Below are 19,476 nucleotides of genomic sequence, written 5' to 3' on the forward strand. Positions count from 1 at the left end.
CGGGCTGACACCGGCCTGTCATCGACGTGCAAAGATCGAACGCTAGCGTGATTGGCAACGGCTCACGGTCAGCGCGTTTCCTGACACAGAGATGCCCTACCGCGTCAGGATATGGATCGCACAAGCTCACCCAGAGTTGTACTTGAAAAAAACCTTGTACAGTTTTGCGGGTTATGCCAAGTTTAGGGTGTCACACACGGACAGGATGTCCCGAAGGCCAGCCTCCCCCGCACTGGCCGGACCGGCAAGGAAGCCGACCCCCTGGACACCGGAAGTCCACTCTCAGCGCCAAGGAGGGAAGTCATGAACTACCAGATCTCATGCACCCGCTGTGGAAGTCAGCACGCCATCGCCCCGGATACCGCCCACGACTGGGACGAAATCACCTGCACCGATTGCGGTGAATTCATCGACACCTGCGGCCACTACGCCGATACCCACGGTGTCTCCTATCCCATGCATGCGCTCAACCTGTCACGTGGGTTGATCCTGCAGATGGCACGCTCCAGCCGGGCGCTCAACGATTCCACCGCGCGGCGTTCGGCGTGAGCCGAGTGCAACTCGAGCAGCCGTGTCTGATCTGCGGCTTCCGCGAGTTCTACGTCGCCTCGGGGCCGGGTGAAACGCGCAAGTTGCGCTGCGCTCAGTGTACGGCGCACCACTTCGAGTCACCCCGCTACGAACCGCGTCGTGCCGATACGGCGGTGGCCGCGATGAGCGAGAGTCGCTCATCCGTGGCCGCCGTGTAAGCCTCTGGTTCAGTCGCACCGCCAGCTTCTACTGGCTCGCTATGTTCGAATGTTTTGTCCAAGCCCTTTGGCCGCCTCCCCCCGTCTCGGCGGCCTTTTTTATGCTCACTCGCGACTCTCTCGCTCTCCCCTCTCCACTTTCACGCTATACCCTCTCCGCTTTCTCGCTACCCTTTTGGCCCGGGTGCCTGTTCCAGACATTAAAAAACCCCGCCGAAGCGGGGTTTATCGGGTACCACCTGGTAACGCCGGTCTTCAACCCAGGCGCTGGCGATAGTCCTCGTAACCAAAGGTCCTGACCGTGCGCACCTCGCGGCTCTCGGCGTCGACCCGGCAGATCGACGGCAGACGAATGCCGTTGAAGGTGGTGGTCTTGACCATGGTGTAGTGGGCCATGTCGGTGAACACCAGCCGATCGCCGATGGCGAGCGGGGCATCGAACGCGTAGTCGCCGATCACATCACCCGCCAGACAGGTCGTGCCGCCCAGGCGATAGGTGTAGGCCTTCGCGCCCGGCTCGGCCGCACCGAGAATCTCCGGGCGATACGGCATCTCCAGCACGTCGGGCATGTGCGCGGTGGCGGAGGTATCCAGAATCGCGATGGGGCCATCGTTGTCGACGATATCCAGCACCGTGGCCACCAGGAAGCCGGTATTCAGCGCGATCGCCTCGCCCGGCTCCAGATAGACCTCGAGATGCGGATGGCGGGCACGAAACTCGCGAATCACCCGCACCAGCCGCGCGACATCGTAGTCGGCCCGGGTGATGTGGTGCCCGCCGCCGAAGTTGACCCAGCGCAGCCCGCCCAGATACTCGCCGAACCGAGCCTCGAACGCCGCCAGGGTCGCCTCCAGCGCGTCGCTGTTCTGCTGGCACAGGGTGTGGAAGTGGAGCCCTTCCAGCCCTTCGAGATCTCCCGGGCACAGCTCGGAAGCCCGCGTGCCGAGACGCGAGCCCGGCGCGCAGGGGTCATAGAGCGCGACCTCGCCGGTGGAGTGCTCCGGATTGACCCGCAGCCCGCAGGAGACCGGCCGCGCCGCCGCCGCGACGGTGTCGCGGAAGTGGCGCCACTGGCCGGGCGAGTTGAAGCTGAGGTGGTCGGCATAGCGCAGCACCACCTCCATCTCCGGCGCGGTGAAAGCGGGCGAGTAGACATGCACCTCGCCGCCGAAGGTCTCCGCGCCGAGACGCGCCTCGTCCTGCCCGCTGGCGGTGGTTCCCACCAGATAGCGGCTCACCAGCGGGAAGGTATCCCACATGGCAAACCCCTTGAGCGCCAGCAGTATCTTGGCACCGCTCTCGGCCTGAACCCGCGCCAGCAGTTCCAGATTGCGCGTGAGGCGCGCATCGTCGACCACGTAGGCCGGCGACGGGCAGGCGTGGATATCGAAGCCGCAGATCTCAGCCGGCGTCGCGTGCGTGGAATCGCTCATCGCATCAGCCATCACACCGGCCCTCAGGCCAGCGGGTCGACGTCGGGATCGAGCTCGACCATCTGCCACGGCAGGCCCATCTCACCAATGCGCTCCATGAACGGATTGGGGTCGAGCTGTTCGACGTTGAACACGCCCTCGCCCTTCCAGATGCCCTCGAGCATCAGCATGGCGCCGGTCACCGCCGGCACGCCGGTGGTGTAGGAGATCGCCTGGGACTGCACTTCGGCGTAGCACTTCTCGTGGTCGCAGATGTTGTAGATGTACACCTTGCGCCGCTTGCCATCCTTGATGCCGTCGAGGATGACGCCGATGTTGGTCTTGCCCTTGGTGCGCGGACCGAGCGATGCCGGATCCGGCAGCACGCGCTTCAAAAACTGCAGCGGCGAGATCTGGGCACCGTCGACCTCGATCGGCTCGATGCTGGTCATGCCGACGTTCTCGAGCACCTTGAGATGGGTGATGTACTTCTCGGAGAAGGTCATCCAGAAGCGGATGCGCTCGAGCCCCTTGATGTTCTGGGAGAGCGATTCCAGCTCTTCGTGATAGAGCAGGTAGAGATCCTTCTCGCCGATGCCGTCGAAGTCGAAGGTGCGCTTCTCGGCCAGCGGCGCGGTCTCGACCCACTCGCCCTTCTCCCAGTAGCGGCCATTCGCGGTGATCTCGCGAATGTTGATCTCCGGGTTGAAGTTGGTGGCGAACGGATAGCCGTGGTCGCCGCCGTTGGCATCCAGGATATCGATGCGATGAATCTCGTCGAACAGGTTCTTCTGACCGTAGGCGCAGTAGATATTGGTCATGCCGGGGTCGAAGCCGCAGCCCAGCGTGGCCATGTTGCCGGCCTTCTGGTAGCGCTCCTGGAATGCCCACTGCTCCTTGTACTCGAACTTGGCTTCGTCCGGATGTTCGTAGTTGGCGGTATCCAGATAAGGCACGCCGGTGCGCAGGCACGCCTCCATGATGGTCAGATCCTGATACGGCAGCGCCACGTGAATCAGGACGTCCGGCTTGAACGATTCGATCAGCGCCACGATCGCGTCCACGTCGTCGGCGTCGACCTGGGCGGTCTGGATGGGGCGCGGCAACTGCTCGGCGATCGCCTTGCACTTGGCTTCGTTGCGGCTGGCGAGGCAGATTTCCGTGAACACCTCGGGATGCTGCGCGCACTTGTGCGTGACGACACCGCCGACGCCACCGGCGCCAATAATCAGGACTTTGCTCATGAGTTCGATTCCAGATCGGGAAAAGTCAACAGTGGAAGGTCTTATCGGTAGTGGGCAACTCATCTGTCGTGCAGATTCAGCGCACCCCGACCCGATGCCACCCCGGTCTTGGTCCTCCGCCGGCCACAGCGACCGATGGAAGGGCGCAGATAATGGCCCCGACGAAGGCTGGCCTCAAGTATTTTCCGCGTCAAATGTGAAACTGCGTCGACATCTACCTTCCGATACCTCCTGACGATGAAAGCCCCGGGCTGAGCCGGGGCTTTCGTCGTCAGGGAGCGGGTAGCGCACTCGGGCGTATCAGCGGCGTCCGAGCAGGATACCCAGGAACACCCCGACGCCACCGGCGATCGCCAGCGCGCTGATCGGATTCTTGACCGTCGCCTCGCGCACGCTATCGAGCTTCTCGCCGTAGTTGGCCTGCAACTTGCCCGCTGCATGTCGCGCGCGGCCCTCGTCGCGCAGCTCCTCGTCATCGGTGAACCGGCCCACGGCTTCCTGCGCCTGGCCCTTGAGGGACTCCGTGCGTCCTTTCATCTGCTCTTCGTACATGCGACCTCCTTGATCGTATAGGGCGCTGGGCGGGTTGCCGCCCAGACAGCTTCTTGAGCGTAGACCGCTCATACAGGTCACACAAAGGTCATACCGCTCTCACTCCCGACGAAATGTCATCGCGATGATTGCCGCCCCGACTTTATGTCGATATTCTTGGACATATGGACACAAAAGACGCTCTCGACGCCTTCGCTGCGCTGTCGCAGCCAACCCGGCTGGCGGCCTTTCGCTTGCTGACCCGACACGAACCCGACGGCCTCGCCGCCGGCGAGGTGGCGCGTCGCCTCGACGTGCCGCACAACACGCTGTCGGCGCATCTGGCGGTGCTCAGCCGCGCCGGTCTGATTCATGCCCAGCGTCAGAGCCGCTCGATGATCTACCGTGCCGACCTCGCCGCCGTCGGCGCCCTGGCCGCGTTTCTGGTCAGCGACTGCTGCCAAGGCAGCCCCGAGGTCTGCGCGCCACTGGATAGCCTGCTCGGCGGCTGTGCCAGCGCCGCACCCAGCCCATCGACCGATCCTTCATGAGAAACGCCATGAACCCCGTGATCTATCACAACCCGGACTGCGGTACCTCGCGTAACGCCCTGGCGATGATCGAAGCCTCGGGGCAGACGCCCCAGGTGATCCACTATCTCGAGACCCCACCGGATCGCGCCCAACTGGTGGCCCTGCTGGCGGCCACGGGGCTGTCGCCGCGCGAGCTGCTGCGACGCAAGGGCACCCCCTACGACACGCTCGGCCTGGATGACCCGACCCTCGACGACGAGACGCTGATCACGACGATGCTGGCCCATCCGATTCTGATCAACCGCCCGATAGTGATCACCGGCAAGGGTGCTGCGCTGTGCCGCCCCTCGGAGGTGGTGCTGTCGCTGCTGGATCATCCTGTCGCCACCTTCACCAAGGAAGATGGCGAGGTCGTGCACCCGACACCGTCGTCCAGCCATCCGCCCGCCGCCGAGTAAACACCATGTCTGCGTTATTCGACACCTTGCCCCAGCTCGATCCCACCGCCTTCGCGCCCATCGATGGCGAGGCCCTGGCGGGAGAGGCGGGGCCCCATCATCCGCCGCGCATCCTGGTGCTCTATGGCTCGCTGCGCGAGCGCGCCTATTCGCGCCTGGTGGCCGAAGAGGCGGGCCGGCTGCTGCAAGCCTTGGGCTGCGAGGTGGCCACCTTCGACCCGCGCGACCTGCCGCTGCCGGATGCCGCGGCACCGGAGCATCCGCGGGTGGCGGCGCTACGCGAGCTGGCCACCTGGGCCGAGGGCATGGTGTGGGTGAGCCCGGAACGCCACGGCGCCATGACCGCGGTGATGAAGGCACAGATCGACTGGCTGCCGCTGTCGCTGGGCGGCATCCGCCCCACCCAGGGCAAGACATTGGCGGTGATGCAGGTCTGCGGCGGTAGCCAGAGCTTCAACGCGGTCAATCAGATGCGTATTCTTGGCCGCTGGATGCGCATGCTGACCATCCCCAACCAGTCATCGGTACCCAAGGCGTTCAACGAGTTCGATGACGCTGGCCGCATGCGCGCCTCGCCCTACTACCAGCGCATCGTCGACGTCTGCGAGGAGCTGGTGAAGTTCACCTGGCTGACCCGCGGGCGCGCGGCCTATCTGACCGACCGCTACTCGGAGCGCGTGGAGAGCGCAGCCCAGCTCTCCGCCCGGGTCAATCAGCGCGATCTGTGATCGCATTCCCTAATCGATTATCGGGTGCCCGTGCTGGGCGGTGTCTCGCGCCGTCCGGCTCCCGCCCCCTTCGTGGAGAGTCTTGGCATGCTGGCGCTGGCCATCTTCGTTGTCACCCTGATCCTGGTGATCTGGCAACCCCGCGGCCTGGGTATCGGGTGGAGCGCCGTCGGCGGCGCCGTGCTCGCACTGGCGACCGGCGTCGTCCAGCCGGGCGATATCGGCACGGTCTGGGATATCGTCTGGGACGCCACCTTTACCTTCGTCGGCCTGATCGTCATCTCGCTGATCCTCGACGAGGCCGGTTTCTTCGCCTGGGCGGCGCTGCACGTGGCACGCTGGGGTAATGGCCGCGGCCACTGGCTGTTCCCGCTGGTGGTGGTGCTCGGTGCGGTGATCTCGGCGTTCTTCGCCAACGACGGTGCGGCGCTGCTGCTGACCCCGATCGTGCTGGCGATTCTGCTGCGTCTGGAGTTCTCACCCCAGGCGGCACTGGCGTTCATCATCGCCACCGGCTTCGTCGCCGACTCCACCAGCCTGCCGCTTGTGATCTCCAACCTGGTCAATATCGTCAGCGCCAACTACTTCGGCATCTCGTTTTCGCGCTACGCCTTGGTCATGCTGCCGGTGAATCTGGTCTCGCTGCTGGCGACCCTGGCGGTGCTGTGGCTCGCCTTCGGTCGCCGGGTGCCCAAGCGCTACGCGCTGGAGAAGCTTGACCCGCCGCACACCGCGATCCGCGATCCGCTGGTGTTCCGCGCCGCCTTTCCGCTGCTGATCACGCTGCTGGTGGCCTACTTCGTCACGCCCGCCTGGCATGTGCCGGTGGCCTTCGTCACCGGTGCGGCGGCGCTGTCGCTGATCGTCATCGCCGGGCGCTGGTGGCAGGCAGGCCGCGGCGCGGTGGTCTCGGTCGGCCACGCCCTGCGTCACGCGCCGTGGCAGATCGTGTGGTTCTCGGTGGGCATGTATCTGGTGGTCTACGGCCTCGGCCATGCCGGGCTCACGCCGCTGGCCGCCGGCGTGCTCGAGTGGCTGGGCCAGCACGGCCCGCTGGTGGCCACCATCGGCACCGGCTTCTTCAGCGCCCTGCTCGCCTCGGTGATGAACAATCTGCCTTCGACTCTGGTCGGGGCGCTGGCGATCCACCAGGCCGACGTGCCGGCGGTGACCCGCGAGCTGATGATCTACGCCAACGTGATCGGCAACGACCTGGGGCCCAAGTTCACCCCGATCGGCAGCCTGGCGACCCTGCTGTGGCTGCACGTGCTGGCCAAGAAGGGCTATCGCATCGGCTGGGGTCGCTACATGAAGATCGGGCTGCTGATCACGCCGCCGGTATTGCTGGCCACGCTGGTCGCGCTGGCGCTGTGGCTGCCGCTGATCGCACCCTGAGCCGTGACCGGGAACATCGACGGGCACGACAGCAGGGGCGACAGCGGCCACGGCAGTGGCTCAGGGCGAGGCGGCATCCGTGCGCAGCGAACGGCGCACGTAGAGATCGTAGCGGCTGGTCTTGCCCTCGATCACGTGCTGGGGCGCTGGGCCTGCGATGGGCGGCGCCTTGCGCGGGCGCTTGACCACCACCCGGTGGGTGGCCAGATCCAGCGCCGCTGCCAGCAGCTGCGGGGCGTCGTCATCGGCACCTGCCAGCTCGCGGAACAGCCGCATCTCTTTCTTGACCAGCGCGGACTTCTCCCGGTGGGGAAACATCGGGTCGAGATGGATCACCTGCGGCGCATGCGGCCAGTCGGCGATGGCATCCGCCAGCGCCGTGGTGCCATCGGCATGGCGCAGCGCCAGCCGTGCGGCGATCTCGCCGAGCTCATCAGCAACCGCCAGCCGCGCGAGGGCGTCGTCGAGCAGCGCATGGATCGCGGCCACGCGCTCGACCATCAGCACCTCGGCACCCAGCGAGGCGAGCACGAAGGCATCACGCCCGAGCCCGGCAGTGGCATCCACCACCTGCGGCACCACGCCCTTGCCGAAGCCGCACGCCTTGGCCACCAGCTGGCCACGGCCGCCGCCGAAGCGGCGCCGATGGTCGGCAGCGCCACTGACGAAGTCCGCACGCACCGGGTGGCCGTAGAGCGCCGGATCACCGGCGATCTCCAGCCCCGCCGGGCCCTGGCGCAGGGCCAGACCCTCGGCGGGCGGCTCGGCGCGCCACGCAAGCCCGTAGCGAGCCGCCAGCGGGCGCAGCGGCTCGCCCACCACGACCACCGCCTCACCCAACGGCACAGCGCCGCTCAGGTCGCCCATACGAACAGCACCACGCCGAGCAGCAGACGATAGATCACGAACGGCAGCATGCCGATGCGGTCGAGCGCAGCCAGGAACAGCTTGATGCAGAGCCAGGCGGCGACAAAGGAGAAGCCCACGCCGAGGGCGATCTCGTGCCACTGGGTGGCGGTACCCGTCTGCGCCAGCTCGACCCCCTTGAGGGTACCGGCGGCCAGGATCAGCGGAATCGAGAGCAGAAACGAGAAGCGTGCCGCCGCCTGCCGGGTGAAGCCGAGCATGAGCGCGGCGGTCATGGTGATACCCGAGCGCGAGGTGCCGGGAATCAGCGCCACCGCCTGGGCCAGGCCGATCAGCAGCGCGCGCTTTAAGGTCATCGCCCCCAGCGGCTCGACCCGGCTGCCGCGGGCGTCGGCGATGCCCAGCAGCACGCCGAAGACGATCGTGGTGGTGGCGATCACCAGCACCGAGCGCCCGGCGGATTCGACCCAGTCGTCGACCAGCAGGCCGAACACCACTGCCGGTAGCGTGGCGACGATGATCGCCCAGCCCAGCCGGCTCTCGGGGCTCGACCCGCGCGCGCCGAACTGCCCGAACCAGGCGCAAAGAATCTTGATCACCTCATGGCGGAAGGCCACCAGCACCGCGCCCAGCGAGCCGATGTGCACGGCGACATCGAATGCCAGCCCCTGATCCGGCCAGCCGAGCAGCTGCGACGGCAGGATCAGATGGGCAGAGGAAGAGATCGGGAGGAATTCGGTCAGGCCCTGGATCAGCGCCAGCGCCGCGAGATGCAACACATCCATGATGAAGCGTTTCCTTGCAGAGGGGGCCAACGGCCCCGGGATAAGCGTGGAGTGGCCACTGCCGCCGCGAGCCACCTACCCTGCCGGACTCGGCCCATCCTGGGCCTTTCCACACTGTGGCTATGCTTTCAGTGACTAGGCTTTCCGTGACTAGGTTTTTCGTGACCAGGTCTTGCGTCACTGGGCTTTCAATGACTAAGGCTTGCGCCACGCCACCTCATTGCGCAGATAGACCGGCGTCACCGCATGCGGCGGTGCGCCACGCTCGCCGCGCGCCCAGGCAGCGGCGGCGAGACGCGCAATGTCTTCGGCCGCCGGCAGCTCGTCGGGCAGGGTCTGGGGCAGCACGGCCTGTATTTCGACCGGCATGCGCGCCAACAGTTGCCAGCCGCTGCCGATGCCCAGCCATTCGCGGTCACCGCTCTCCGCCGGCAGGCGCAGCCGCTCGGGGGCGATCACACGCTCCTCGAGACAGGGCGTCAGCTCGCCGTCGGCACAGCGATAGGCGCCGACGTAGATCTCGTCCATACGCGCATCCAGCGCCGCGATCACGTGACGCGCATGCCACTTGCGGTGGGCCGCCAGTGCCAGCGCCTCGAGGGTGGAAACCCCCATCAGCGGCAGCTCGGCGCCATAGGCCAGACCCTGGGCGATACCCGCAGCGATGCGCAGCCCGGTGAACGAACCGGGGCCATGACCGTAAGCAATGGCATCCAGCGCGGTGAGATCGAGATCCGCCTCGGCAAGGAGCTCGTCGACCATCGGCAGCAGCCGGCGGGTATGTTCGCGCGGGGCGATTTCAAAACGATGAATCAGGTCGTCGTCCCGCCAGAGCGCGCAGGAGCAGGCGGTCGAGGAGGCGTCTAGGGCCAGCAGCGTCGACATCGGTTTCCCGGGGTGACTACAAAAGGAGGGGCGAGTATAGCGTGTGAACGGCGTGACGACGACCGCCCCGCCGAGTGGCGGGACGGTCGCGCGGTCTCAGCCCTCGAGGGCGGAGAGCACGCGGGAGCGGATATCGTCGACGCTGCCGACGCCCGCAATACGGTGGTAGGCAGGCGCCGCCTCGGGGTCTTCGGCGGCCCACTCCTGGTAATAGTCGACCAGCGGCGCGGTCTGATCGTGGTAGACGGAGAGGCGATGACGCACGGTCTTCTCGCTATCGTCGTCACGCTGGATCAGCGGCTCGCCGGTGACGTCGTCCTTGCCCGACTCGCGCGGCGGCTTGTACTCGAGGTGATAGACGCGCCCGGAATCCGGATGGACGCGGCGCCCGGCCAGACGCTTGACGATCTCTTCGTCGTCGACCGCGATCTCGACCACGTGATCCAGCTTGATGCCGGCGTCCTTCATGGCGTCGGCCTGCGGCAGGGTGCGCGGGAAGCCGTCGAACAGGAAGCCGTTGGCGCAATCCGGCTGCGCGATACGCTCCTTGACCAGGGCGATGATCAGATCGTCCGACACCAGCGAGCCGCTGTTCATGGTCTCCTTGACCTTGATCCCCAGTTCGCTGCCTTCCTTGACGGCGGCACGCAGCATATCGCCGGTGGAAATCTGCGGGATATGGAAGTGCTCGCAGATGAACTGAGCTTGGGTGCCCTTGCCAGCGCCAGGGGCGCCCAAGAGGATCAAACGCATCGATACAGCTCCTTCGTGAATGGCATCGTTCTTATGTGACCTCACGGTCGCCCGAGGCGACGCCGGTGACATCGTCAGTGGCACATGACGATACCTTTCGCCACTCGGGCGCACAAGGCTCGGTTGGGCGCAGAGCGGGCCCGCGGTAAGAAATCGGTGGGGATAGGGGCGCGGAAACGCCGATGGCGGTTTATACAACCGCACAAAAAAACGCCGATGGCTCCCGCAGGAGCCATCGGCGCTGGTACTGCCGAACCGCGCGCTTAGACCAGCATGCGGCGGATGTCGGTGAGCACCTGGGCCAGATAGGCGGTGAAACGCGCCGCATCGGCACCGTTGACCGCACGGTGGTCGTAGGAGAGCGACAGCGGGCACATCAGCCGCGGCTTGAACTCCGAGCCGTTCCAGACCGGTTTCATCTGCGACTTGGAGACCCCCAGAATCGCCACTTCCGGCGTGTTGACGATCGGCGTGAAGGCGGTACCGCCGATCGAGCCCAGGCTGGAGATGGTGAAGCAGCCACCCTGCATCTCGTCGCGCTTGAGCTTGCCCTCCTGGGCGCGCCCGGCGAGGTCGATCACCTCCTTGGCCAGCTCGATGATGCCCTTCTGATCCACATTGCGGATCACCGGCACCATCAGGCCGTTGGGGGTGTCCACCGCCACGCCGATGTGGAAGTACTTCTTCTGGATTAGCTTGTCGCCATCCGGATGCAGCGAGACGTTGAACTGCGGGAACTTCTCCAGCGCCTTGGCCGCGGCCTTGATCATGAACGGCAGCGGCGTGAGCTTGGCGCCCTGCTGCTGGGCTTCGTCCTTCATCGCCTTGCGGAAGGCTTCCAGCTCGGTGATGTCCGCCTCGTCGAACTGGGTGACGTGGGGCACGTTGAGCCAGCTGCGATGCAGGTTGGTCGCCCCGGCCTTCATCAGGCGGCCCATCGGCTTCTCTTCGATCTCGCCGAACTGGCTGAAGTCGACCGCCGGTACCGGCGGGATGCCCGCACCGCCGCTGGCCGCGGGCGCTGCCGCCTGCCCACCGCCCTGCTTGCGTGCCTGCATCACCTGCTTGACGAAGCCGTCGACGTCATCCTTGAGGATGCGCCCCTTGGGACCGGAGCCCTTGACTTCGCTCAGCTCGACACCCAGCTCGCGGGCCATCTTGCGCACCGCAGGGCCGGCGTGCACGTGGGCACCGGCGCTCTTGTCATCGCCGTGCTTGTGCCGCGCTTCCGGGCTCGGCTCGCCGCCCTGCTGCTTCTGCGCGCGCGAATCGGTCGCGGCCTTGGCATCGTCTTTCTTGGCCGCCGGCGCCTTCGACTCGGCCTTGTCCTTGCCCTTGTCACCAGCGGGCTTGGCAGACTTCTTTTTACCGCCCGACTGGCCGGCGACTTCGACGTAGCCGATCAGGTCACCCTCGGAGACGCTGTCGCCCTCCTTGACCGCCAGCTCGACCACCTTGCCCTTGACCGGGCTGGGCACGTCCATGGAGGCCTTGTCAGACTCCAGCGTGATCAGGGTGTCTTCCTTGTCGATCTCATCGCCTTCGCTGATCGCGACTTCGATGATCTCGACGCCTTCGCTGCCGCCGATATCCGGCACGCGAATCTCCTGACGGCCGCCTGCGCTGTCGTCGGTGTCTTCGTCGTCACCCTCTTCGTCGGCGCTGTCGTCTTCAGCATCGGCGCTGTCGTCGCCACTCGGCGCTTCGGCATCGTCCGCCGCGGGCGCGTCGTCTTCGGCGTCGTCGTCGCCCTCACCGGCGATCTCCATGGTGCCGATCAGGTCACCTTCGGAGACGCTGTCGCCCTCCTTGATCGAGAGCGAGACGATCTTGCCGCTGTAGGGGCTGGGCACGTCCATGGAGGCCTTGTCGGACTCCAGGGTGATCAGCGTGTCTTCGGCGCTGATCTCGTCACCCTCGCTCACCGCGACTTCGATGATCTCGACGCCGTCGCCGCCGCCGATATCCGGCACCTTGACCTCGACGGTGCGCTTGCCGCCGCCGGATTTCTTCTTCGGCGCCGCTTCGCTGGCGGAGGCGTGCTCGGACTCAGCGTCCTGGCTCTCTTCCTGGGCGTCACCCGCTTCGGCGTCGCTCTCGTCCTGCTCGGCGTCGGCGTCACTCTCGCCTTCCGCTTCGAGTTCGAGGATGTCGTCGCCTTCGGAGACGGTGTCGCCCTCCTTCACCAGCACCTTGACGACCTTGCCGGCCTTGGGTGCCGGCACGTCCATCGAGGCCTTGTCGGACTCCAGCACGATCATGGTGTCTTCGGCAGCGATGACGTCGCCCGCCTGCACCGAGATCTCGATGATTTCGACACCGTCGCTACCGCCGATGTCGGGAACTTTGATGATTTCGCTACTCAAGGTCGCGCTCCTCTGATCATCCGCCAGCGCGTCATGCACACGCGCCGGCTCAACTGGCCGCGGTCACCGCCCCTGGAGGCGGCGACCCTGCGATGGAAACTGCCGATCAAGACACCAGCGGGCTGGGCTTGGCCGGATCTAGGCCATATTTCTTCATCGCGTCGTTGACGACCTTGCCGTCGATCTCACCGCGTTTGGCCAGGGCGCGCAGCGCCTGAACGGTGACGTAGTAGCGGTCGACCTCGAAGAAGTGACGCAGCTGCTCACGCGTATCGGAGCGACCGAAGCCATCGGTACCCAGGACATGGAAGTCACCCGGCACCCAGGCACGGATCTGGTCAGCGTAGAGCTTCATGTAGTCGGTCGCGGCGATCACCGGGCCTTCGGTGCCTTCGAGCTGCTGCGACACCCACGGCTTCTCGCGCTTCTCGTCGTAGTCGAGGAACTGCTGACGATCGTACTCCAGCGCTTCGCGGCGCAGCTCGTTGAAGCTGGTCACGCTCCACACGTCGGCGACCACGCCATGCTCTTCGGCGAGCATCTCGGCGGCGGCTTCGACTTCGCGCAGGATGGTACCGCTGCCCAGCAGCTGGACCCGCGGCTGCTTCTTCTTGGCCGCGGCCTTGCCTTCGTGCAGGCGGTACATGCCACGCACGATGCCCTCTTCGCTGCCTTCCACCATCTCCGGATGCGCGTAGTTCTCGTTCATCACGGTCAGGTAGTAGAAGCAGTTCTCCTTGTCCTGGAACATGCGCTTGAGGCCGTCCTGGACGATCACTGCCACTTCGTGGCCGTAGCAGGGGTCGTAGGCGCGGCAGGTGGGCACGGTGGACATCAGGATATGGCTGTGGCCGTCCTGGTGCTGCAGACCTTCACCGTTGATGGTGGTACGCCCGGCGGTGCCGCCGACCATGAAGCCGCGCGCCTGCAGGTCACCGGCGGCCCACACCAGGTCACCGATACGCTGATAGCCGAACATCGAGTAGTAGATGTAGAACGGCATCAGCGGCAGGTGATGGTTGGCGTAGGCGGTCGCCGCGGCGATCCACGCCGACATCGAACCGGCTTCGGTGATGCCCTCCTCGAGGATCTGGCCCTTCTTGTCCTCGCGGTAGTACATGATCTGGCCGGCATCCATCGGCTCGTACTTCTGGCCTTCGGCGGCGTAGATACCGAGCTGACGGAACATGCCTTCCATGCCGAAGGTGCGCGCTTCGTCGGGGATGATCGGCACCACCCGCGAGCCCAGCTGCTTGTGCTTGACCAGACCGTTGAGCACGCGCACGAAGGACATGGTGGTGGAGACTTCACGGTCGCCCGAGCCCTTGAGCTGGGTGGCGAACATCTTGTCGTCGAGGCCGGGAATCTCCAGCGCCTCGAAGTCCGACTTGCGCGCCGGCAGGAAGCCGCCGAGCTTCTCGCGCTGGAGATGCAGGTACTTCATCTCCGGGCTGTCGTCGTCGGGCTTGTAGTAGGGGATGTCGCCGCTCTCGATCTGCTTGTCGGAGACCGGGATGCCGAAGCGGTCACGGAACGCCTTGAGCGCGTCGACGTCCATCGACTTGATCTGGTGCGCTTCCATGTCGGCTTCGCCGTGGCCGCCACCCATGCCGTAGCCCTTGACGGTATGCGCCAGGATCACGGTGGGACGCCCGTTGGCGTTGTTGACCGCCTCGTGATAGGCCGCGTAGACCTTCTGCGGGTCGTGGCCACCGCGGTTGAGACGGAAGACCTCCTCGTCGGAGTAATCCTTGACCATCTCGGCGGTCTCTTCGTACTTGCCGAAGAAGTTGTCGCGGGTGTACTTGCCACCCTGGGCCTTGTAGTTCTGGTACTCGCCGTCGACCGCCTCGTCCATGCGCTTCTGCAGCATGCCCTTGGTGTCTTTCTCGAACAGCGGGTCCCACAGACCGCCCCAGACCACCTTGATGACGTTCCAACCGGCACCGCGGAACACGCCCTCGAGTTCGTCGATCACGCGCGAGTTGCCGCGCACCGGGCCGTCGAGACGCTGCAGGTTGCAGTTGATGACGAAGATCAGGTTGTCGAGCTTCTCGCGGCTGGCCAGATGCAGCGCGCCGAGGGATTCCGGCTCATCACACTCGCCGTCGCCGAGGAAGGCCCAGACCTTGCGGTCCTGCATGTCCTCGAGCTCACGCGAGTTGAGATACTTCATCACGTGGGCCTGATAGATCGCCTGGATCGGACCCAGCCCCATGGAGACGGTGGGGAACTGCCAGTAGTCCGGCATCAGGTAAGGGTGCGGATAGGACGGCAGACCTTCGCCGTCGACTTCCTGACGGAAGCTGTCCATCTGCGTCTCGTCGAGACGGCCCTCGAGGAAGGAGCGCGCGTAGATGCCCGGCGTCACGTGGCCCTGGATGTAAAGCAGATCACCCTTGTGGTCACCGTTGTCGGCGCGGAAGAAGTGGTTGAAGCCGACTTCGTAGAGGGTCGCACTGGACTGGTAGCTGGCGATGTGGCCGCCCAGCCCCTTGTGCTTCTTGTTGGCCCGCAGCACCTGGACCATGGCGTTCCAGCGGATCGCCGAGCGGATCTTGCGCTCGATGAACATGTCGCCGGGGATCTTGGCTTCACGATGCACCGGAATGGTATTGCGGTGCGGCGTGGTGCCGGAGAACGGCGGCGAAGAGCCGTCACGACGCAGGCGATCAGCCAGCCGACTCAGGATGTACCGAGCGCGCTCCTCGCCCTCATGCTCGACGACCGAGGCCAGGGAGTCCAGCCATTCCGTGGTTTCGACCGGATCGAGATCTTCTCGTGTCTCCAGACTCATAGACAACTCTCCGAATGGGAAAAGGTTTGCCATTCGCCCGGCCGTGGCGGGTAGCCGCAGCGGGGCTTGGGAATATGCGCTCTTCGGTGCAGGTGCAGCTCTTTTGGGGCCGCTTTCCGAGATTGTTCGGCTGTAACTGAATTACAGCGGGCGTGCGTGACGCGGAAAATCCGGCGAAGAAGATACCGCAAACGCGCACCGCTGCCAATTCGTCGCCGCCTCTCCCGGCGTCAAACGCTCGTATAAATCCTGTATTTACAGGCACTTGGCTTTTGAGCCGCAAAGATGATCGGTGCCCCGCCAGGCGGTAGTGAATTTACCTAGGAGCAAACCAACGCGGAATTGACACACTCACCGCCAAGCTTCGGCCCACGCCGCCGACCTCCTCACCATAGCAGCCGGCCAGGGTTTGTCAGGCCTGGGGGTATCTGGCCAAGGTTCGTCAGGACCGGGGGCTTCCGGCGGAGAGTCGCCAGAACCGGGGTTGTCCGGCTGAGAGTCGCCAGGGCTTTAGTTGCCAGAACCGAGCCTGTCAGCAAGCGCCACGGTAAAGGCAGCGGCGTAGATAGGCCCAGTCGAAGGCGGGCCCGGGGTCGCGCTTGCGCAGCGGCGCGATCTGCGCGTGGCCCACCAGCCGCGCCGGCGTGATCGCCGGATAATGCTGCATCAGGGTCGAGAGCACCGCGGCCAGGGCGTGGTACTGCGCCGCCCGATAGGGGCGCTCGTCGGTGCCCTCCAGCTCGATACCGATGGCGAAGTCGTTGAGCCCCTCACGCAGGTGGCCCGTCTCGTCACGCCAGCGCGAACGCCCGGCATGCCAGGCGCGGGCATCGAAGGGCACGAACTGTACCAGCTCGCCGTCGCGGCGGATCAGCAGATGCGCCGAGACCCGCAGCGCGGCGATGCTGGCAAAGTACGGATGCGCCGTGGGCACCAGCGTATTGGTGAACAGCTGCTCGATCGCCGGCCCGCCGAACTCACCCGGCGGCAGACTGATACCGTGCACCACCACCGCCGAGACCTCCCCCTCGGGGCGGGCGTTGGCGTTGGGCGAAGGCACCCGCCGCGCCTGGGTCAGCCAGTGCTGCTCGAGCGTCAGGGTCATGCGTCGCCCTCCGGGTCGCGGGCCACCTGCACCAGACGCTCATCGCGCGGGCTGATGCCGAAGTGGTGGCGATAGCTGGTGGAAAAGTGCGCCCCCGAGGAGAAGCCGTGAGCCAGGGCGATATCACCCACCGCCTGATCGCTCTCGCGCAGCAGCCGGCGCGCGCGCTGCAGGCGCAGGTTGAGATAGTAGCGGCTGGGCACCGCCTGCAGATGCTTCTTGAACAGCCGCTCCAGCTGACGCCGGGAGATCCCCAGATGCGCCGACAGCTCGTGGGTGGTGAGCGGCTCTTCGATATTGGCCTCCATCAGCGCCACCGCGTCGAGCAGGCTCTCGGGGGCGTTGCCCAGCCTCGAGCGCAGCGGTAGCTGCTGGGGTTCGTCGGCCATACGGATGCGCTCGCACACGAAGTGCTCGGAGATACGCTGGGCCAGCCCCGCGCCCTGCTGCTGCCCGATCAGCGTCATCAGCATATCCATCGCCGCGGTGCCGCCGCCGCAGGTCAGGCGGTCCCGGTCGATCTCGAACAACTGATGAGAGACATGGATTGCGGGAAAGGCGCGGCTGAAGGTGTCGGCGCTGGCATAGGGGATCGAGGCGCGATAGCCGTCGAGTACCCCGGCGCGGGCCAGCCACTGAGTGCCGCCGGCGATACCACCGAGCATCACCCCGCGCTGAGCCAGCCGCTTGAGCCAGGCGAGCAGGGTGTCGCTGGCATCGCGTGCCACCTCGGCGGCCAGCGGCGGCGCGCACACGAACAGCAGGTCGAGGTGGCGCGCATCGCTGCCGGCAACCCCATGGGGCGTCAGCGCCAGCTCGGCCACGCTGGCCACCGGGCGGCCATCGATGCCGAAGGTGGTGACCCCGTAGAGGCGCCGCTCGGCCAGGCCATTGGCGACGATCAGCGGCTCGATGGCGCAGGCCTGGGCCAGCAGCGAGAACCCGGGCAGGAGTACGAACCCCACCTGCCGTGGGGCATCGTGGGCCGACGTGGTCATGCTGTCGAGACTCTCGGCATCACACCCACGAGCCCCCGGCACCCTGCCCGCTCAACGCACGCGAATCACATCTGGACGACATCGAACTCGACCATCGGATCGACCTCGGCATCGTAATCGACGTCGTCGCGCTCGAAGCCGAACAGCTTGAGGAACTCGTGCTTGTAGCCGGCGTAGTCGGTGAGCTCGAACAGGTTGTCACTGGTGACCTGCGGCCACAGCGCCTTGCACGCATCCTGGATATCGTCGCGCAGTTCCCAGTCATCCAGACGCAGGCGCCCGGCCTCGTCGAGCGGCGGCTCGCCGGCGGCATACAGGCGCTCGCCGAACAGCCGGTTGAGCTGCTCGATGGTGCCCTCGTGGACGCCCTGCGCCTTCATCACCTTGTAGACCATGGAGATGTAGAGCGGCATCACCGGGATCGCGGCGCTGGCCTGGGTCACCACCGACTTGAGCACCGCCACGTTGGCGCTGCCACCTTGCTGGCCAAGGCGCGCGTCGATCTCGCCAGCGGCGCGGTCGAGGTCTTCCTTGGCCTTGCCCAGGGCACCGTGCCAGTAGATCGGCCAGGTGATGTCGGTGCCGATGTAGCTGAACGCCACCGACTTGGCACCGGGCGCGAGCACGCCGGCCTTGTCCAGGGCATCGATCCACAGCTCCCAGTCCTGGCCGCCCATCACATCGATGGTATCGGCGACCTCCTGCTCGGTGGCAGGCTCCACCGAGGCCTCGATGATGGTGTCCTTGTTGGTGTCGATGGCGGTCGCGGTGTAGGTCTCGCCGATCGGCTTGAGGCTCGAGCGCTTGAGTTCACCGCTGTCCGGCATCTTGCGCACCGGCGAGGCCAGCGAGTAGATCACCAGATCGATCTGGCCCATGTCTTCACGGATCAGCTCGATCGCCTTCTCACGCACTTCGTGGGAAAAGGCGTCGCCATTGATCGCCTTGCTGTAGAGCCCTTCGGCCTTGGCGAACTTGTCGAACGCGGCGGCGTTGTACCAGCCCGCAGTCCCCGGCTTCTTCTCGCTGCCGGGCTTTTCGAAGAACACGCCGAGGGTGTCGGCACCGTAGCCGAAGGCAGCGGTGATACGCGCCGCCAGCCCGTAACCGCTGGAGGCACCGATGACCAGCACGTTGCGCGGCCCGCCTTCGACCCCATCGAGATTGGCGCGGGTCGCCTCGATCTGTTCGAGCACGTTGCGCTCGCAGCCGAGCGGGTGAGTCGTGGTGCAGATGAAACCGCGGACCTTGGGCTTGATGATCACGTCTAACCTCGTCTTCCAGTACCGAATCGGGACGCTGCGGGAGATGCCTCCCGCAACGATGTTGTGCGCATTCTAACAGGGTGACGAAAACTTGTGCGCAGGCCGCGCAGGCTTGTGTCGGCCTGCGCACTGTCCGAAGATGGCGCGCCATATCCCCCCGAGCCCCTGCGGCCAGAGAGTCAGCATGAGCGACGAACAGGAAATCGAAACGTTGATCGCCCGCCGCGGCGCGCTGTGGCTGGCGCTGTCAGCCCTGTGGCTGGAGCGCGAGCCGCGCGAGACGGATTTTGCGCGCATGGTGCGCGAGATCGAGGCCAGCGGCCTGACGCTGAAAGAGCTGGAGTGGGTCTATCGGCTGGAGATGTCGCCGGTGATGGTGCGCTATCAGGTGTCGATGGCGGGCGAGTGGCGCGCTTTCGACGAGAACCTGCTGCTCTTGCGCCTGGTTCGCCATAACCGCCGCCTGAGTGGCGCGCGCAAGGCCGTTGCCACCCTCTTTTCCGGGCTCACCACCATGATGAGCCGCCCGCGCTTCGACGAGCTGGTGTATCGGTTGATGGTAGAACGTGGCGAACGACCGCCCACCTGAGCGCCCACCCATCTG

At 65.7% G+C, this 19,476-nt stretch carries 19 protein-coding genes; 7 read left to right on the forward strand and 12 right to left on the reverse strand.

Annotated features, from left to right (window positions below; translation table 11 throughout):
* Positions 1-303 precede the first annotated feature (303 nt).
* Entirely contained in the window at positions 304-549 is a 246-nt protein-coding gene (locus QO259_RS12130; protein WP_207031883.1) for a hypothetical protein, read from the forward strand.
* Positions 546-749: a hypothetical protein gene (locus tag QO259_RS12135; RefSeq protein ID WP_285950154.1), complete on the forward strand. Its 204-nt coding sequence runs from the start codon at positions 546-548 to the stop codon at positions 747-749. Before QO259_RS12130 ends, QO259_RS12135 begins: the two co-directional genes overlap by 4 nt.
* 255 nt (positions 750-1,004) lie before the next feature.
* Here QO259_RS12135 and nspC read toward each other — a convergent pair whose 3' ends face one another.
* The 3 genes from nspC to QO259_RS12150 form a co-directional block, all read right to left on the reverse strand.
* Positions 1,005-2,183, reverse strand: coding sequence for a carboxynorspermidine decarboxylase (nspC, locus tag QO259_RS12140; RefSeq protein ID WP_285950155.1), 1,179 nt, complete (start codon positions 2,181-2,183; stop codon positions 1,005-1,007).
* A 23-nt stretch (positions 2,184-2,206) separates the two neighbouring features.
* Positions 2,207-3,406, reverse strand: a complete 1,200-nt coding sequence (locus QO259_RS12145; RefSeq protein ID WP_207031889.1) for a saccharopine dehydrogenase family protein — start codon at positions 3,404-3,406, stop codon at positions 2,207-2,209.
* Positions 3,407-3,706: 300 nt separating this feature from the next.
* Positions 3,707-3,958 (reverse strand): CsbD family protein, encoded by a 252-nt coding sequence (locus QO259_RS12150; RefSeq protein WP_035475959.1) that lies wholly within the window; start codon positions 3,956-3,958, stop codon positions 3,707-3,709.
* Positions 3,959-4,122: 164 nt separating this feature from the next.
* Here QO259_RS12150 and QO259_RS12155 point away from each other — a divergent pair, with 164 nt between their 5' ends.
* From QO259_RS12155 to QO259_RS12170, 4 genes are all read left to right on the forward strand, one after another.
* A complete protein-coding gene (locus tag QO259_RS12155) occupies positions 4,123-4,488 on the forward strand; it encodes an ArsR/SmtB family transcription factor (protein ID WP_285950156.1) in 366 nt (121 codons plus the stop codon).
* A gap of 8 nt (positions 4,489-4,496) precedes the next feature.
* Entirely contained in the window at positions 4,497-4,928 is a 432-nt protein-coding gene (gene arsC, locus QO259_RS12160) for an arsenate reductase (glutaredoxin) (protein WP_285950157.1), read from the forward strand.
* A 5-nt stretch (positions 4,929-4,933) separates the two neighbouring features.
* Positions 4,934-5,656, forward strand: a complete 723-nt coding sequence (gene arsH / locus QO259_RS12165; RefSeq protein ID WP_285950158.1) for an arsenical resistance protein ArsH — start codon at positions 4,934-4,936, stop codon at positions 5,654-5,656.
* Positions 5,657-5,743: 87 nt separating this feature from the next.
* Positions 5,744-7,051: an arsenic transporter gene (locus QO259_RS12170; protein WP_285950159.1), complete on the forward strand. Its 1,308-nt coding sequence runs from the start codon at positions 5,744-5,746 to the stop codon at positions 7,049-7,051.
* A gap of 60 nt (positions 7,052-7,111) precedes the next feature.
* Here the strand turns inward: QO259_RS12170 and QO259_RS12175 are convergent, their stop codons facing one another.
* From QO259_RS12175 to fabV, 9 genes are all read right to left on the reverse strand, one after another.
* The gene (locus QO259_RS12175; RefSeq protein ID WP_285950160.1) at positions 7,112-7,918 is read right to left on the reverse strand and encodes a class I SAM-dependent methyltransferase; all 807 of its coding nucleotides are present in this window, start codon (positions 7,916-7,918) and stop codon (positions 7,112-7,114) included.
* Entirely contained in the window at positions 7,906-8,703 is a 798-nt protein-coding gene (locus QO259_RS12180) for an undecaprenyl-diphosphate phosphatase (RefSeq protein ID WP_207031920.1), read from the reverse strand. Before QO259_RS12180 ends, QO259_RS12175 begins: the two co-directional genes overlap by 13 nt.
* Before the next feature lie 195 nt (positions 8,704-8,898).
* Positions 8,899-9,588, reverse strand: coding sequence for a tRNA (adenosine(37)-N6)-threonylcarbamoyltransferase complex dimerization subunit type 1 TsaB (gene tsaB, locus QO259_RS12185; RefSeq protein ID WP_285950161.1), 690 nt, complete (start codon positions 9,586-9,588; stop codon positions 8,899-8,901).
* Between the two features lie 96 nt (positions 9,589-9,684).
* Entirely contained in the window at positions 9,685-10,341 is a 657-nt protein-coding gene (adk, locus tag QO259_RS12190; protein WP_285950162.1) for an adenylate kinase, read from the reverse strand.
* 263 nt (positions 10,342-10,604) lie between these two features.
* Positions 10,605-12,707 (reverse strand): pyruvate dehydrogenase complex dihydrolipoyllysine-residue acetyltransferase, encoded by a 2,103-nt coding sequence (gene aceF / locus QO259_RS12195; RefSeq protein WP_285950163.1) that lies wholly within the window; start codon positions 12,705-12,707, stop codon positions 10,605-10,607.
* A gap of 106 nt (positions 12,708-12,813) precedes the next feature.
* On the reverse strand, positions 12,814-15,504 hold the full coding sequence (aceE, locus tag QO259_RS12200; RefSeq protein ID WP_207031934.1) for a pyruvate dehydrogenase (acetyl-transferring), homodimeric type: 2,691 nt from the start codon (positions 15,502-15,504) through the stop codon (positions 12,814-12,816).
* Between the two features lie 532 nt (positions 15,505-16,036).
* Positions 16,037-16,609: a 1,6-anhydro-N-acetylmuramyl-L-alanine amidase AmpD gene (gene ampD / locus QO259_RS12205; protein WP_502949111.1), complete on the reverse strand. Its 573-nt coding sequence runs from the start codon at positions 16,607-16,609 to the stop codon at positions 16,037-16,039.
* Positions 16,606-17,607: a GlxA family transcriptional regulator gene (locus tag QO259_RS12210; protein WP_207031936.1), complete on the reverse strand. Its 1,002-nt coding sequence runs from the start codon at positions 17,605-17,607 to the stop codon at positions 16,606-16,608. The genes ampD and QO259_RS12210 overlap by 4 nt, the downstream gene beginning before the upstream one ends.
* A 65-nt stretch (positions 17,608-17,672) precedes the next feature.
* The gene (gene fabV / locus QO259_RS12215) at positions 17,673-18,872 is read right to left on the reverse strand and encodes an enoyl-ACP reductase FabV (protein WP_035475938.1); all 1,200 of its coding nucleotides are present in this window, start codon (positions 18,870-18,872) and stop codon (positions 17,673-17,675) included.
* 184 nt (positions 18,873-19,056) lie between these two features.
* Here fabV and QO259_RS12220 point away from each other — a divergent pair, with 184 nt between their 5' ends.
* A complete protein-coding gene (locus QO259_RS12220; protein ID WP_285950164.1) occupies positions 19,057-19,461 on the forward strand; it encodes a DUF7079 family protein in 405 nt (134 codons plus the stop codon).
* Positions 19,462-19,476: the final 15 nt, after the last annotated feature.

It is taken from the genome of Salinicola sp. JS01, assembly GCF_030284585.1.
Taxonomy (GTDB): domain Bacteria; phylum Pseudomonadota; class Gammaproteobacteria; order Pseudomonadales; family Halomonadaceae; genus Salinicola.